The following is a 15,658-nucleotide window of genomic DNA, read 5'->3' as shown; positions in this document are numbered from 1 at the left end:
CTTTTTATTGTTCACTATCACTGTTGTTTCCGTCGGATGCTCCTTCAGCAGGCTCTTCCGGATTTTCATCTCCACCGGTATCTTCTCCGTCCTGTCCACCGGTGTCTCCGTTACCGCCTTCCTGACTGTCACCCTGGCCCTGACCGTCGCCCTGGCCCTGATCATTTCCCTGGCCGTTATTCTCTTCGCCAGTGTTACCTTCACCATTATTGCCTTCATTGCTGCTATTGTCTGTATTTTCATCTTCAGGATTTTGTTCTTCCTGATTTTCATTTTGATCTTCACTGTTTTCTTCATTTTCCTGATCGGTATTTTCATCTTCGTTCTGGTTTTCCTCTTCAGAACGGATGACTTCAACATTGGTACTTGCAGAACTGCTGCGCTCTTCATCAGCGATTGCAGTTACAGTGAAGGTATAAGTTGAACCTTCTTCAACCTGTTCAATATTCAAGCCGTTCTGTGCAGTCACAGCAAGTTCTCTTTCTTCACCGCCATCAATACTGACAAGTACTTCAAATTCGACTTCTCTATTATCATTTTCATCCTGGCTGTGATCCCAGGTCAGCTGTATGGTGCCGTTTTCAGCATTGTAAGCTGCTGACAGGTTTGAAGGAGCCTGCAGATCCGGTATAACATATTCTTCTGAAACTGAAGTTGGCTCAGTACCTTTGATAAATAATTCAACCGATTTCTGATCAGCCGGTGTATATTCACTTGCAAGCTGAACAGGGGAGGTACCTTTTTCGATTTCTACTTCAACAACACTCTCCGGTTTCTCAAAATCAGGTGTCTCAATTCCTTCATGAACACCGCTCATGATATCTCTGAAAATATATTGTGATACCCAGCGGTCCTGAGGCGACAGGTAATTAATATCCTGATCTTTTTCATAACCGAGCCATACTGCAGCTGTGTACTGAGTTGTAAACCCGGCGAACCACGAATCAGGAGCTCCGTTTGAAGGGATGCCACCTGCATTTAACTGATCAGCTGTATAGTTGGTCGTTCCGGATTTACCTGCAAGCGGCAACCCGTTAACCTGTGCCAGCTCACCAGTAGCACCAGGCGCTAATACATCTTTGAGCATATCTGCCATCATATATGCAGTAGAATCTTTCATTACAACTTCTGATTCTGATTCAAGTTCCATAGAAGAACCATCTCTGAATTCAATGCTTGTAACTGAATAAGGTTCATTGTATACACCGTTGTTTCCAAATGCTGCGTACGCGCCTGCCATTTCAAGAGTATTTGTACGCGGTTCACCGCCGATTGCAGCACTTTCACACAGGACGTCTCCGCAGGCTTTCGTATCAAAATTCCATCCTAGATCTCTTAAAAATTGTGTACCCTGTTCCTGACCGACTTCCATATAAGCTTTGATCGCTGTAATATTTCTTGAGTCAGCGAGTGCATCTCTCATCGTCATAGGACCTTTAAACTGTCCATCATAGTTATTTGGAGCAAATCCGTCTGAATACTCATATGGTTCATCAACTAAAGTGTGAGCAGTAGACCAGTCCAGGTATTCAATTGCCGGCGCATAATCAAGCAAAGGTTTTATCGCTGATCCTGGCTGCCGGTTTATATCTGTAGCAAAATTATAACCTCTCTTCACTTCGTCACCGTATCCGCGTCCGCCGCCAATCGCTCTGATTGCACCTGTTTGCGTATCAAGCAAGGTGACACCTGCTTGTGATATTGTGCCATTCATATCGGCAGGAAACTGAATACTGCCATCATTTAATGTATTTTCAACAACTGTTTGTGCGTCGGGATTAAGTGTTGTATTGATTGTCAGTCCATCTTCGTAAGGATTAACATCCTCTAAACTTTCCAATTCATCAAGTACAACATCTACAAAAGCGTCATATTGTGATTCTTCTGCAGCAAGCTGCTGTCTTGGATTGCCGGACCCTTCACTGCGGTCAACAAGGCCATCTGTAATATCTGTTTCAATCGCCTGAGTCATTTCTTCCTCTGAGATTTTACCGTGATTATGCATTTGTCTTAATACAATATCACGACGTTCTTTCGCAAGCTCAGGATTTTCATACGGGTTATAGGCATTAGGACGCTGAGGCAGGCCTGCAAGAAGGGCAGCCTGATGCAGCTGAAGATCAGCAAGATCAGCATCAAAATAATATTCAGAAGCCGTTCTGATTCCGTATATGCTGTCTGAATAATAGATTTTATTTACATACATCTCAAAGATCTCTTCTTTTTTATAATCCTGCTCAAGCTGATAAGCAAGCCATGCTTCCTGAGCTTTACGCTCAAGAGATTTCTCAGGTGTCAGTACTGACTGCTTAATAACCTGCTGGGTTAATGTACTGGCACCTTCAGCACCGAAACCTTCTGTTATGTTAGCGAGAACCGCACCCATCAGACGGAAAAAATCGACTCCCTGATGTTCATAAAAGCGGTTATCTTCAATGGCAAGTACGGCATTTTCCACTACTGGAGGGATCTCATCGTAAGGAACAAACTCTCTATTCTCCGCTCCGATTTTTGCAAACACATCCCCGTTAACATCAAGTAATTCAGTTGTAATAGGATCCACGAAGTCCTCTTCATTCAGTTCAGGCGCCTGTGAAGCGTAGTATGCGAATAAACCGCCGCCAAACAGCAGACCGGCAACACCTATTACTAAAATAGTAATCAGGATCTTTTTAAAAATTGATCCTTTTTTCTTTTTGGTTTTCTTTTTGGAAGATTTTTGTGCATTTCTTTTTTCTTCCCTTGATTTATAATCAGCCATTTATTAATTCCTCTCTTTCAAAAACTCTTCAAGCAAATGATCAATAATTTTAAGGTAATCTATCCTTGGATGCAAGCCCAAAGGAATAAAGTAACCGGATTCCACAATTTCATCTTTCTTCATAGACTTTCTGCCACCGTTTTGCATCCTTTCCCAGAAGTAATGCAGTCGCTCATAAGGTAACAGGTAGATCTCTTCTGTCATTGAAAACCTGATAATGACAAATGCAATGCCTCTTTGTTTTGTAACCTGCCGCATATGGTCAAGCTGGTGCTGGTGAAAATTCTGAAGCGGAAAAGAAGTACGGTTCCTTGTCTCTTTAGCTTCAAAATCAATATAATAACCGTTGTATACTCCATTATAGTCAGTGGTAGATGCCTGCTTAAAATAAGCTTCCTTAATGACAGCCGCACTTCTCTTCGGATAATCCACTGTGACAATCTGAACAGGAACAGGTTTTTTATGAATGACTGCTTTACCTGTTTCAACATAATAGTCATTCGTTTCATTCAGATCTTCTTCGAGGGTCATTCCTCTTTTTCCATGAGAAAATGATTTTTCCTGTGCTTTTACCGTCTTATTTTTCGGACTGAATTTTTTTCCGTTGGGATAATGAAATTCCATACGTAACACCTCACCTGAACATCATACCACAAGCCATGTCAGCTCAAACCGCAGAGGTCTGACAATTAGACGAACTGACACGCCAAGAAGTTACATGATGAAATTCGTTTGTTAAAATAGCAACATACATGGATTGAGGTGAAGTAAATGGAATATGAAAATATCTATCAGCAGACAGTTCAGCTGATTAACATCACTAATAAAGCAAACGAACAATATAACCAGAGAAGGGAAACAGGTGAAAAAGGAGATTTCTATCAGGAAGTAAAACCTTTTGCTGATCAGGCGCATGTTATTTTAAATCAGTGGAAAAAGGAAGCTTCAGACTTTCTGATCCATCATCCGAAAAAAAATATACATCAGAATCAAATCGCCGCTACTGCCGAGAATCTTGAATTAATTGTGGTACAATGCTTTTTCCCGGAAACAAGCTACAAACGGTTCAAAAGCTACGTACAATCAAGCCTATATGTACTTGAACAGCTCAGAGATCTTCTAATCAGTCACTCATCGGAAGAATAGGCATATGCTGTTTAAAAAGGGGATCAGCTATGAAATATTGTCCATATTGTAATCTTCCCTATGCCCCACGGACTTTACAGGATCAGACGCCACAACAAATACCGGGAAAACCACGGGTTGATGTTAATAATATTATGTCAACCTGCAATCAGGTGATGAGTACAGTCAGCCAGGCAAATCAGCTGATACTGTCACTGACCAGGGTATTCCGGTAGTGATTTGCTATAAAGAATATACGTTCGTATAATAGTGGTATGAGGTGGTCTTATGCGTAAAAAAACACTTAGTGAAATCGCAGAAAATTTCAGAAACGATAAAGAAATCGCCAGTCAAATTATTAAATGGCATACAATCGAACCAAAGGAAGCGGTATATGCACCGCTTCCTGATCAAATACATCCAGATTTATCGAAAGCACTTGAACGAAGGGGAATAGGCAGGCTGTATTCGCATCAGGCTGAAGCCTACCAGGCTGTATCTGACGGGAAATCCATTACAGCGGTGACACCGACTGCATCGGGTAAAACACTTTGTTATAATTTGCCGGTTATCCAGCAGATTATGAACAATAAACATAGCAGGGCACTTTATATTTTTCCGACTAAAGCACTTGCACAGGATCAGAAAACAGAACTGAACGAATTACTTGAACTTGCTGAAGCGTCAATTAATTCTTATACGTATGATGGCGACACACCGGCAGGAATCAGACAAAAGGTCCGTAAAGCCGGTCATATTGTTATTACAAATCCTGATATGCTTCATTCAGCTATATTGCCTCATCACACAAAATGGGTATCATTATTCGAAAACCTTAAATACGTAGTGATAGATGAGCTTCATATATACAGGGGTGTATTTGGAAGTCACGTAGCAAATGTGATTAAAAGGTTAAAGAGAATCTGCTCTTTTTATGGCAGTGATCCTGTATTTATTTGTACATCAGCTACAATTGCCAACCCTAAAGAGCTTGCTGAAAAACTGACAGGAAAACAAATGCAATTAATTGATCAAAACGGAGCCCCGTCTGCGAGAAAGCATTTTGTTTTTTACAATCCACCGGTCGTTAATCACCAGATGAATATCAGGAGAAGTGCAACGCTTGAGGTCAGACGGATTGCAGGATTATTACTGAAAGAAAAAATACAGACCATCGTTTTCGCCAGAAGCAGAGTGCGGGTTGAAATTATTCTGACCTACTTACAGGAACTGGTTAAAAATGAACTTGGTCCAAAATCTATAAGGGGATATCGCGGGGGGTATCTGCCAACTCAACGGAGAGAAATTGAAAAGGGTTTAAGAAATGGAGATGTATATGGAGTGGTCAGCACGAATGCGCTTGAGCTGGGCGTCGATATTGGTCAGCTTCAGGCCTGTGTCATGACAGGATATCCGGGCACGATCGCAAGTGCCTGGCAGCAGGCCGGACGGGCAGGTCGCAGACAGGGCGAAGCATTGATCCTGATGGTGGCGAGTTCAAGTCCGCTGGATCAGTTCGTCATACAGCATCCTGATTATTTTCTCGAAGCAAGTCCTGAAACAGCGAGAATCAATCCTGAAAACATTATTATTATGCTCGATCACCTGAAATGTGCTGCATTTGAACTTCCATTCAATGAGGGAGAAGCATTTGGTGGTATAGACCCGGAAGACCTTCTTGAGTATCTGACTGAAGAAAGAGTGCTCCATAAGTCCCGGGGGAAATGGCACTGGATGAATGATGCTTTTCCTGCACATAACATAAGCTTAAGGTCTGCATCTCAGGAAAATGTTGTGATTATTGATCAGACAGAAACTGCTGCACATAAAGTGCTTGGTGAGATGGATCGCTTCAGCGCAATGACGCTTTTACATGATGAAGCGATTTATTTACATCAGGGTGTGCAGTATCAGGTGGAATTTCTGGATTGGGAAGAAAAGAAAGCTTTTGTACGGGAAGTTGAAGTCGATTATTATACTGATGCCAATCTCGCTGTGCAACTGTCTGTGCTGGAAGAAGATAAAAGCAGTGAGACAGAGCTGGCTCGTGTTTCTTACGGTGATGTATCTGTCAGGGCTATGGCTACGATCTTTAAGAAAATCAAATTTGACACGCATGAGAATATCGGGTCAGGACCGATTGATCTTCCTGAAGAGGAGCTGCACACAAATGCTTCCTGGTTCTCCTTAAAAGAAGAGCTTCAGGATATGACTGATGACAGAGTGGAGCAGGGGCTGATCGGAGCCGCACATGCACTGAAGGCAATTGTTCCTGTTCACGTCATGTGCGATCCTCAGGATATTCAGATTACCCCTCAGGTTAAAGCTGTCCATAATCAGCTGCCTACAATATTTATTTATGACCGCTATCCCGGTGGTATCGGCTTAAGTGAAAAGGTATATGAACTCGGCAGCACACTTATTTCAGAAGCAGCAGGTCTTGTTCGCGGGTGCAGCTGTGAAGAAGGCTGCCCATCATGTGTGGGAACTGAAATTTCGTTAACCGGCGGTAAAAGGGATGCATTAATCCTGCTTAAGCTATTTGCAGAAGCAATGGAGAGTAATCATGAACTTTAAAAAAAAGCTCGAACGCATGAAGCCTCACATTAAAAAGACTACGGAAAAACCTGTGGTTCAGACAGAAAAACTCCCTTTTCTAGACGTATGGAATAATCATGACACTTTTGTGTATCAATCTGAGGATCACTTTTGTCTGATCAGAGAAGTTCATTATGAGTTAGATCACAGACACGGAGAGTTTAAGCTTTCATCATTAATTAAAGCAGTTGAGATGTGGAACAGAAGTGATTTTAATCATTCATTATCCGCTAAAGGCTATAAAGCTGAGGATTTATTCTTTTTTGATACGGAAACAACCGGTCTCAGTGGGACAGGCACGACGATTTTTCTATTGGGATATGCCAGGTTTGACGGTGAAAAAATCATTTTGAAACAGCATATATTAACTGACCCTTCAAATGAAGTAGCTTTATATCTAAGCTTCCTTGAAAATGTTAATTATGAAATGCTCGTAACCTTTAATGGCAAATCATTTGACTGGCCACAGGTGAAATCCCGGCATACATTAATCAGAAATCATGTACCTAAGCTTCCTGAAACCGGCCACTTTGACTTATACCACGCGGCAAAACGTTTATGGAAATCAAGTATGACATCTTTAAAGCTTAAAAGTATTGAAGAAGAAAAGCTTGGATTTGAAAGAAAAGAAGACATTCCCGGTTATCTCGCACCTGCAATCTATTTTGATTTTGTGGAAAGAAAAAATCCTGAAGGTATGTTAAAAGTACTTGAACATAATGAAAAAGATATTTTATCACTGATTACTTTATATGCTCATATATCCGCTCAGCTGCTTGGCAATGATGAAAACCAGAGCAGCAGTGAAAAACTTGAAGCAGGAAAGTGGTACAAAAAAGAAGGGGAACAGAAAAGATCAAGTGATTATCTGAATGCATCATTTGAAATGGACCAAAACCCTTCAGCTGCCTATTATTTAGCAATGGATTACAAAAAACAGGAACACTTTGAGCGGGCTATTTCCCTTTTTGAGGTAACTCTTGAATACGGCTCCCCGAGAGAGCAAAGAGAATCAGCAATCGAACTTGCAAAGATTCATGAGCATCAGCTGAAGAAACTTGATCAGGCTTACCTGTATACAATGAAGGCGATTAAAGCACTTGATGCTGAAGACTTAAGGCAGGAGCGCAAAACAGACAAGCTTGAAAAAATAAAATATAGAATGAACAGAATTTCCCGGAAAATGAGGAAATAATTTAAGATAGTATTTCCCGGGCAAGCGCAAGATATGACAGCTTTCTTCCTTTTTCTTAACGTGAAAAAAACACACATACACATAATTTTCACAAAATAGACATGATTCGATGTTTATCAGGTGGTTGTTTACAATTCAAAACAATTGTACTATTAAATTATTGATAAAATTTGGGGTTGAAAGCATGAGAAAATTATTATTACTATTGTTTTTCTTTGTCATTGGTGCAACTGCTTACGTATTCTCAGCAATAGGAGATCAACTTTCAGTATTATAATAACAAAATACCGGTTAGATCAGCTGAGTAACAGACTATCGGAAGCGGCAGGATAAAGGTCCCGCCGCTTTCTTTTTCTTCAGACAGGGTAAAGGTTGTGAAGAATTGTGAAGACAATATTTATTACAGGATACAAAGCGCATGAAATAGGAATATTTAAAAATGATGATCCTGCAGTCCGGATCATTAGAAAATCTATCAGACAGCATCTTATGTCACTTGCAGACGAGGGCCTCGAGTGGGTATTAGTGTCAGGTTCTCTTGGAGTGGAGTTATGGGCAGCAGAAGAGGTTATTTCATTAAAAGAAACAGTGCCTGAGTTAAAGCTTGCAGTGCTCACTCCTTTTCTTAATCAGGAGGAAAAATGGAGCGAGGGCAATCAGACTTATTATGAGGACATAACTAAGAACGCAGATTTTGTATCCTCTATATCAAATAAACCATATACAGATCCATCCCAATTTAAAAATAGAGATGACTTTATATTGAAAAAGGCAGACGGTCTCTTAGTCATTTATGATGAAGACAAAAAAGGTTCCCCGTCATTCCTGATTGAGAAAGCTGAAAAAGAAAAAACGAAATATAATCTGGATATAATCCGTATTAATTTTCAGGATCTTCAATGGATTGCTGATGAAGAGGCATTATCTGAATCAGAACCAGATTGACAACTGTCCCGCTTTTTGAAAAAATAAACGTATTGGAAAGAATAGCCGAGGTGAAAGGTATGAAAAATGAAGTAGCGCAATTAAGTGCGAAAGAAATTCTAGAACGTGAATTCAAAACGGCAATGAGAGGCTATAAGCCTGAAGAAGTAGACGCTTTTTTAGATCAGATTATTAAAGATTATGAAGCATTTAACGAGAGAATTGAATCGCTTGAAAATGAACTGAAAAAAGCTCAGAAAAGCTCAGAACCCCAGCGGAGATCAGCAGTTCAGCAGACACAGCCACAGACAACTGCTGGCGGCACCACGAACTTTGATATCCTGAAGAGACTTTCGAATCTGGAAAAAGAAGTATTCGGCAGAAAATTATACGAAGACAGGTAAAAGATGTTACTTGCTAAAACTTCCTGATCAATGTATAATTTTATCTTGGCTAAACCGGCTATTTGGTTGGGCAATTGCTGCGTTATGCAGAGGAAAGTCCATGCTCACACGGTGCTGAGATGCCCGTAGTGTTCGTGCTTCGCGAAATAATAAGCGAAGGCAGTCTGAGTGATCGGGCTGACGGCAGAGAGGATACCTAAGTCCACTGGATATGGTATGAATCTCTTGAAAGTGCCACAGTGACGAAGTTCTGTCAGAAATGACAGAAGTGGAACGAGGTAAACCCCGCGAGTGAGAAACTCAAACAATGGTAGAGGCACTTTCCCGGAGGAAATGAACAATGGGAAAGGCTGGCATGATGCCGGCAGATAGATGATTGCCGCATGTCGTACGAGCCTAAAAGGCGCTTAAGTACGCTTGAACAAAACATGGCTTACAGACCATTAGCTGGTTGACCAATTTAATACATGTACATTTCAGAAGGCATGACCGTATCAGGAGGTCTGCCTTTTTTCTTTCAGAAGTGATATAAATAATACGAGGTGACATATGGCTACTTATAAATTAATTGCAACTGCAGCGATGGGGCTTGAATCGATCGTTGCAAGAGAAGTTAAAGACCTTGGATATGAAACAACAGTTGAAAATGGAAAAATCTTTTTTGAGGGTGACGAACTTGCTATTGCGAGATCAAATATGTGGCTGCGCACTGCCGATCGTGTGAAAATTGTGATGGGCGAATTTAATGCTTACACGTTTGATCAGCTTTTTGAAGGGACAAAAGCGCTGCCCTGGGAAACCTTAATGCCGGTAGACGCTGCATTCCCCGTATCAGGAAAGTCTGTGAAGTCAAAGCTGTACAGTGTTCCTGACTGTCAGTCGATTGTTAAAAAAGCTATTGTAGAGCGCATGAAAGCGGCTTATAAAAGAATGAGTTTTCTTGAAGAAAGCGGCCCCACTTACAAGATAGAAGTGGCAATCCGTAATGATAAAGTAACGCTGACTATTGACACAAGCGGTGCCGGACTTCATAAAAGAGGCTACCGAACCGGCCAGGGGGAAGCCCCGCTTAAGGAAACAATGGCTGCTGCCTTAATCAAACTGACGAACTGGCGTCCTGATAAACCATTCCACGATCCGTTCTGCGGTTCGGGAACGATCCCGATTGAAGCAGCACTGATTGGTCAGAATATCGCCCCGGGATTTAACCGGGAATTCATTTCAGAAGAATGGCCGGTCATTCCTGAATCAATTTGGGAAAAAGTCAGATTGGATGCAGAAGAAGCAGCCGACTACGACCAGCCGCTTGAGATTTACGGAACAGATATAGACCATAAAATTATTGAAGTTGCAAAAGAAAATGCAATTGAAGCGGGACTGGGTGATCTGATTCAGTTTAAACAGATGCAGGTGAAAGATTTCACTGCCTCATCAGATTATGGTGTTATCGTAGGTAACCCGCCATACGGTGAGCGGATTGGTGAGGAAGAAGAGGTTGAGAGAATGTATCGTGATATGGGTCAGGTATTTGAACAGTATCCTACCTGGTCAAAATATCTGATTACTTCTCACCCTGATTTTGAGGATCTGTATGGGAAAAAAGCTACGAAGAAACGCAAATTGTTCAACGGCTTTATCCGTACAGATTACTATCAGTATTTTGGTCAGCGCCCACCAAGAAATACGAATTAAAGGAATGATACAATGAAGAGTAAAAGCCTTCCTTTTCCAATAACGAGTGACCAGTCGTTCTATGAAGCACTGGGGGACTGGATTGGAGACGTGTTTTATGACATACTTCCGGAAAAAGGACTTGAACTGCGTGATGAGCAGATTTTTATGGCATTTCAGCTTGAGCAGGCTTATAAAAATAAATCAGTCATTTTTGCAGAAGCGGGCGTAGGTACCGGGAAAACGATCGCCTATCTGCTTTACGCTGTTGCCTATGCCAGATATACAGGAAAGCCCGCTATTATTTCATGTGCAGATGAAACGCTCATAGAACAATTAGTTAAACCGACTGGTGATATAAAAAAAATCGAACAGATGCTTGATATGCAAATCGATGTCAGGCTTGCTAAATCAAGGGAACAGTACTTATGTCTGAAGAAACTTGATGACGCTGATAAGCGGACAGAGGATGAAGCCATTGAAGATGTTTATCTTCAGTTGCCTGAATTTGTTTACGGGGCTGGGTCTATGTCATCATTTTATCCATACGGGGACCGTAAAGAATACCCTTACCTTGATGATGAACAGTGGCAGGCAGTCAATTATGATTCATTGCAGGATTGTCTCAGCTGTGATGTGAGACATCGTTGCGGTCAGACACTGCACCGGGAATATTACAGGCAGGCAGGTGATCTGATTGTGTGTTCTCACGATTTTTATATGGAACACATCTGGACGAAAGACTCCAGAATCAGGGAAGGGCAGCTGCCGTTATTGCCAGAAGCAAGCTCAGTCATTTTCGATGAAGGCCATTTACTTGAATATGCAGCACAAAAAGCATTGACTTATAAAACGTCACTGCAATCAATGGAAAAAGTCCTTTCGAAACTATCTGCCAATGATGTAAGGGAAAAGACACTTCATTTGATTGATTCAATTCTTGAATTACACGATGACTGGTTTTCACTGATCAGTGGAAGTGCAGACCGCAGTTCGGAAAGAATGAAAATCAATAAAACGGATCAGTTGATAAAAACATCAGCAACTTTAAAGAAGTCAATTGATCAGCTGCTTGAAGAACTTGTCTTTGAATCTGAATTATATGTAATAGATGAATATGACCTGAAGATTTCTGAAGAATATTTAGAAACAGTTTTATTCTCATTAAAACTGCTTGCTGAAGATGATAATGCAATCATCTGGCTTGAGGAAAGTTTTGATGATGAAAGACTCGTCATTATGCCAAGGATGGTCGAAGAAATTTTAAGAGAAGAAGTGTTTTCAAAAAAGCTTCCATTTATTTTTTCTTCAGCGACATTATCGGTAGATGAGGATTTCACTTATCTGGCTTCAAGTCTGGGAATTGATGATTACACATCTTTCACAGTAGAATCACCATATGAGTATGATGAAGTCATGAAGATCACTATTTATCTTGAAGATCCTGATAAAACAGATACAATTTCCAAGATTGTGAATCATAATGATGGAGGATCACTCATCCTGTTTAATAACCGTGAAGATCAGGATTTGTTCAGGTTTACAAATATGATTGAAAATAAACAGCTCTTGTTTGAGGGCGATGAAGAAATCAGTTCGCTCGTTGAGAAGTTTCAGGAGGATGCCACGTCTGTACTCGCATCACTGAATTTGTGGGAAGGTCTTGATGTACCAGGCATCAGCCTAAAGCATGTCGTCGTAGATTCACTTCCGTTTCCACCGGATGACCCGGTGTTTGAAGCGAAAAGGAACCATGCTGCAGATCCTTTGACTGAAGTTGATCTGCCCTATATGCTGCTCAGATTACAGCAGGGAGTCGGCCGATTGATTCGTTCTTCTGCAGACAGCGGTCATATATCAATCTTTTTAACTACTGAAGAAGAACAGTGGATTCCTGCAATCAAGAAAATACTTCCGGTTACGCCTGAAATAATCAGTTATGATTGATAAAAAGAATCAAATTTTTAAAAAAGATTGAGACAAACCATTGTCTCAGTCTTTTTTTATATTTCAAAATCCGAAGTAAATCGGACGATTGTTCAGAAAAGTATGATAAGATAAAAGTGATTATTGAATGGAGGGATTAAGTTGACATTAGAAACAGTAAAAAATAATTTTGTAAGCCATTTAAATAAAATTTCGGCGCATGAAGAAGCACTTGGTTTAATATTTTGGGATCTGCGGACAGGGGCACCAAAAAAGGCGATTGGACAGCGGTCTGAAGTCATAGGAATCCTGTCATCAGAAGTATTTAATCTATCAACATCAGATCAGATGGCTGAATACATAAAAGAGTTAACTGCTCACAAAAGTGAGCTCGATGAACTGACAGTAAAAATGCTTGAGGAATGCCGGAAGGATTTTGACCGGAACCGCAAAATCCCCGAAGACGAATTTAAACAATATGTGATTTTAAAATCAAAAGCTGAAAGCATCTGGGAAGAGGCACGTGAGAAATCTGACTTTGCTTTGTTTGAACCCTATTTGACAGAACTGGTAGCGACTACAAGACGCTTTGTGGAGTATTGGGGGTACGAGGAAAATCCTTATAATACGCTGCTTGATATGTTTGAACCTGGTGTGACAGTGGATGTACTTGATCAGGTGTTTGGTCGGGTGCGGGAAGCAATCGTCCCACTGGTTAAAGGAATTGAAGCATCAACAGTTAAACCGGATACAGCGTTTATTTATAAGCATTTTCCCAAGGAATCTCAAAAAGAATTCAGTATTCACGTGTTAAAAGAGCTGGGCTATGATTTTGAAGCAGGCAGACTCGATGAAACGGTTCATCCATTTGCAACAGGACTTAATACGGGCGATGTAAGAATTACAACCCGCTATGATGAATTTGATTTCAGAGGTGCAATTTTTGGAACAATCCATGAATGCGGACATGCACTCTATGAACAGAATATTGATCCTGCTCTTACAGGAACACCGCTGAGTGGTGGTACATCTATGGGAATTCATGAATCTCAGTCCCTGTTCATGGAAAACTTTGTGGGAAGACACCCTGAATTCTGGCGCCGTCATTTACCTTCTCTTCAAAAGTATTCACCTGAACAATTCAATGATGTGTCTGTTGAGGATTTCCTGCAGGGAATTAATGAATCGAAACCTTCATTAATCAGAGTTGATGCGGATGAACTTACTTACACACTTCATATCATGATCAGATATGAGATTGAAAAAGGTTTATTCAATGGAGATTATGAGGTAAGTGAACTTCCTGAAGTGTGGAATCGGAAATATGAAGAATATCTTGGAATCGTACCATCTAATGCCGCAGAAGGTATCTTGCAGGACGTACACTGGTCAGGAGGATCTTTTGGCTACTTCCCGTCATACGCTTTAGGATATATGTATGCAGCACAGTTCAAACAGGCGATGTTAAAAGATATTCCTGAATTTGACCATCACATTGCAAGCGGTGATGTTACACCGATTAAGAATTGGATGACGGAAAAGGTTCATCGCTTTGGAAAAACAAAAAAACCACTAGAAATTCTGCAAGAGGCAACAGGTGAAGGGCTAAATGCTGAATATCTGATACAGTATCTTGAAGAAAAGTATTCTAAGCTATATAATCTGAACGCTGTTAAGTAAGGGGGCATTGACGATGGACCTTCCATCATTTGGACTTGAGGGTAAAAAAGCTATTATTACCGGGGCCGGAAGAGGTATAGGGCGTGCGCTGGCAATTGGTTTTTCAAAAGCAGGTGCAGAAGTTATTCTTTGCTCACGCACGAGATCAGAACTTGAACATGTTAGAAATGAAATTGAGAATAATGGCGGAAGAGCATCTATATTCACGCTTGACGTCACGGATACATCTGCTATTCAGCAGACAGTTCATGATATTTATGAGGATCATGGAAGTATTGATGTGCTTGTTAACAATGCCGGCATGAATATCAGATCAAAAGCAAGTGATGTGACAGAAGATGAATGGGTAAAAATTATGGATACGAATGTTAAGTCCGCCTTTATGATGTCCCAGTCTGTAGGAGCCCGTATGCAGGAGCAGAATAAAGGTGGAAGTATTCTTTCAGTTTCCTCAGTTGCAGGGCATGTGGCACTTAAAACAGGTGTTGTATATGCTGCTTCAAAAGCGGCCATGATACAAATGACAAAAGTGCTCGCATTTGAATGGGGAAACAGTAATATAAGGGTAAATTCGATCGGTCCATGGTATTTTGAAACACCTTTAACAAAAGAACTGCTTGAAGATGAACATTATTTGAGCCAAATCCTGGCTGTGACGCCTTTGAAAAGAGTCGGACAGGTAGAAGAACTTGTTGGCCCCGCTTTGTTCTTATCATCAGATGCAGCGAGCTATGTCACCGGTCAAACGCTATTTGTAGATGGAGGAATGACCATTAACGGTTTTTAATTCATCTATCTGAGATCTCAGCAGCAGGCAATAATAAAAAAGCTGGGACAATGAAGTCCCAGCTTTTTTACTGCTGAATTGAAACAAGAATTGAAAAATCACCAATGCCATTTGCATTGAAAGGTAAATGGATTGCCTGAACAAAATTATAAAGCTTTGTCTGGCCTGACATAACAGAAGGAGGCGTAATATCCATCTCAACACCTTCTGCAGAAATATACGTAGTGAGGTTTCCAGCGATCATATTACCTACTTCTCCAATAAAAGAAATAAGCATTTCATCTTCAAGGTACATCCCATACATAGATTCCCCAAGACTGCTGAAGTGTGCTTTATCCCCATCTATTAAAATATTACCTTTGAGTTCGCCTGTCATACCGATTAATACAGCAATCTGATTCTGCTCATAAGGTGCAGTCAATACTGTAGGTTTGCTATGTTCAATTGGCACAGGAACAACACTGCGGATAGAATGTACCATGCCATTTAAGAGATTAGATACTACTTTTGAATTACTCATGCGCAACCTCCGATCTAATAATGAATATATTATACCATTACTTTATTCATATATAATAGTCAGAACA

12 protein-coding genes and 1 other RNA gene are annotated in these 15,658 nt (G+C 40.7%); 10 read left to right on the top strand and 3 right to left on the bottom strand.

Annotated features, from left to right (window positions below):
• Nucleotides 1-4: 4 nt before the first annotated feature.
• Both JOD21_RS00285 and recU read right to left on the bottom strand, forming a co-directional pair.
• Nucleotides 5-2,761: a PBP1A family penicillin-binding protein gene (locus tag JOD21_RS00285; protein WP_204727665.1), complete on the bottom strand. Its 2,757-nt coding sequence runs from the start codon at nucleotides 2,759-2,761 to the stop codon at nucleotides 5-7.
• 3 nt (nucleotides 2,762-2,764) lie between these two features.
• Nucleotides 2,765-3,385 carry a Holliday junction resolvase RecU gene (gene recU / locus JOD21_RS00280; RefSeq protein WP_204727664.1) on the bottom strand — a complete coding sequence of 207 codons (621 nt, stop codon included), beginning with the start codon at nucleotides 3,383-3,385 and terminating at the stop codon, nucleotides 2,765-2,767.
• 147 nt (nucleotides 3,386-3,532) lie between these two features.
• On the opposite strand from recU, the gene JOD21_RS00275 reads away from it, so the two are divergent.
• From JOD21_RS00275 to JOD21_RS00230, 10 genes are all read left to right on the top strand, one after another.
• A complete protein-coding gene (locus tag JOD21_RS00275) occupies nucleotides 3,533-3,907 on the top strand; it encodes a YppE family protein (protein ID WP_204727663.1) in 375 nt (124 codons plus the stop codon).
• A gap of 267 nt (nucleotides 3,908-4,174) precedes the next feature.
• Nucleotides 4,175-6,463, top strand: coding sequence for a DEAD/DEAH box helicase (locus JOD21_RS00270; protein WP_204727662.1), 2,289 nt, complete (start codon nucleotides 4,175-4,177; stop codon nucleotides 6,461-6,463).
• Nucleotides 6,453-7,679 carry a ribonuclease H-like domain-containing protein gene (locus JOD21_RS00265; protein WP_204727661.1) on the top strand — a complete coding sequence of 409 codons (1,227 nt, stop codon included), beginning with the start codon at nucleotides 6,453-6,455 and terminating at the stop codon, nucleotides 7,677-7,679. The genes JOD21_RS00270 and JOD21_RS00265 overlap by 11 nt, the downstream gene beginning before the upstream one ends.
• Nucleotides 7,680-8,063: 384 nt before the next feature.
• A complete protein-coding gene (locus JOD21_RS00260) occupies nucleotides 8,064-8,624 on the top strand; it encodes an SLOG family protein (RefSeq protein ID WP_204727660.1) in 561 nt (186 codons plus the stop codon).
• 59 nt (nucleotides 8,625-8,683) lie between these two features.
• Nucleotides 8,684-9,007, top strand: a complete 324-nt coding sequence (gene gpsB, locus JOD21_RS00255) for a cell division regulator GpsB (RefSeq protein WP_204727659.1) — start codon at nucleotides 8,684-8,686, stop codon at nucleotides 9,005-9,007.
• Between the two features lie 62 nt (nucleotides 9,008-9,069).
• Nucleotides 9,070-9,448: RNase P RNA component class B (rnpB, locus tag JOD21_RS00250), an RNA gene on the top strand.
• Nucleotides 9,449-9,556: 108 nt separating this feature from the next.
• Nucleotides 9,557-10,699, top strand: a complete 1,143-nt coding sequence (locus tag JOD21_RS00245; RefSeq protein WP_204727658.1) for a THUMP domain-containing class I SAM-dependent RNA methyltransferase — start codon at nucleotides 9,557-9,559, stop codon at nucleotides 10,697-10,699.
• 12 nt (nucleotides 10,700-10,711) lie between these two features.
• Nucleotides 10,712-12,625, top strand: coding sequence for an ATP-dependent DNA helicase (locus tag JOD21_RS00240; protein WP_204727657.1), 1,914 nt, complete (start codon nucleotides 10,712-10,714; stop codon nucleotides 12,623-12,625).
• Nucleotides 12,626-12,760: 135 nt separating this feature from the next.
• On the top strand, nucleotides 12,761-14,284 hold the full coding sequence (locus JOD21_RS00235) for a carboxypeptidase M32 (RefSeq protein ID WP_338032853.1): 1,524 nt from the start codon (nucleotides 12,761-12,763) through the stop codon (nucleotides 14,282-14,284).
• Between the two features lie 13 nt (nucleotides 14,285-14,297).
• Nucleotides 14,298-15,071, top strand: coding sequence for an SDR family NAD(P)-dependent oxidoreductase (locus JOD21_RS00230; RefSeq protein WP_204727655.1), 774 nt, complete (start codon nucleotides 14,298-14,300; stop codon nucleotides 15,069-15,071).
• A 67-nt stretch (nucleotides 15,072-15,138) separates the two neighbouring features.
• Here JOD21_RS00230 and JOD21_RS00225 read toward each other — a convergent pair whose 3' ends face one another.
• Nucleotides 15,139-15,591 (bottom strand): chemotaxis protein CheX, encoded by a 453-nt coding sequence (locus tag JOD21_RS00225; RefSeq protein ID WP_204727654.1) that lies wholly within the window; start codon nucleotides 15,589-15,591, stop codon nucleotides 15,139-15,141.
• Between the last annotated feature and the right edge of the window lie 67 nt (nucleotides 15,592-15,658).

This window comes from Jeotgalibacillus terrae (assembly GCF_016908195.1).
Taxonomy (GTDB): domain Bacteria; phylum Bacillota; class Bacilli; order Bacillales; family Jeotgalibacillaceae; genus Jeotgalibacillus; species Jeotgalibacillus terrae.
This window is presented reverse-complemented; position numbering and strand designations above follow the sequence as displayed.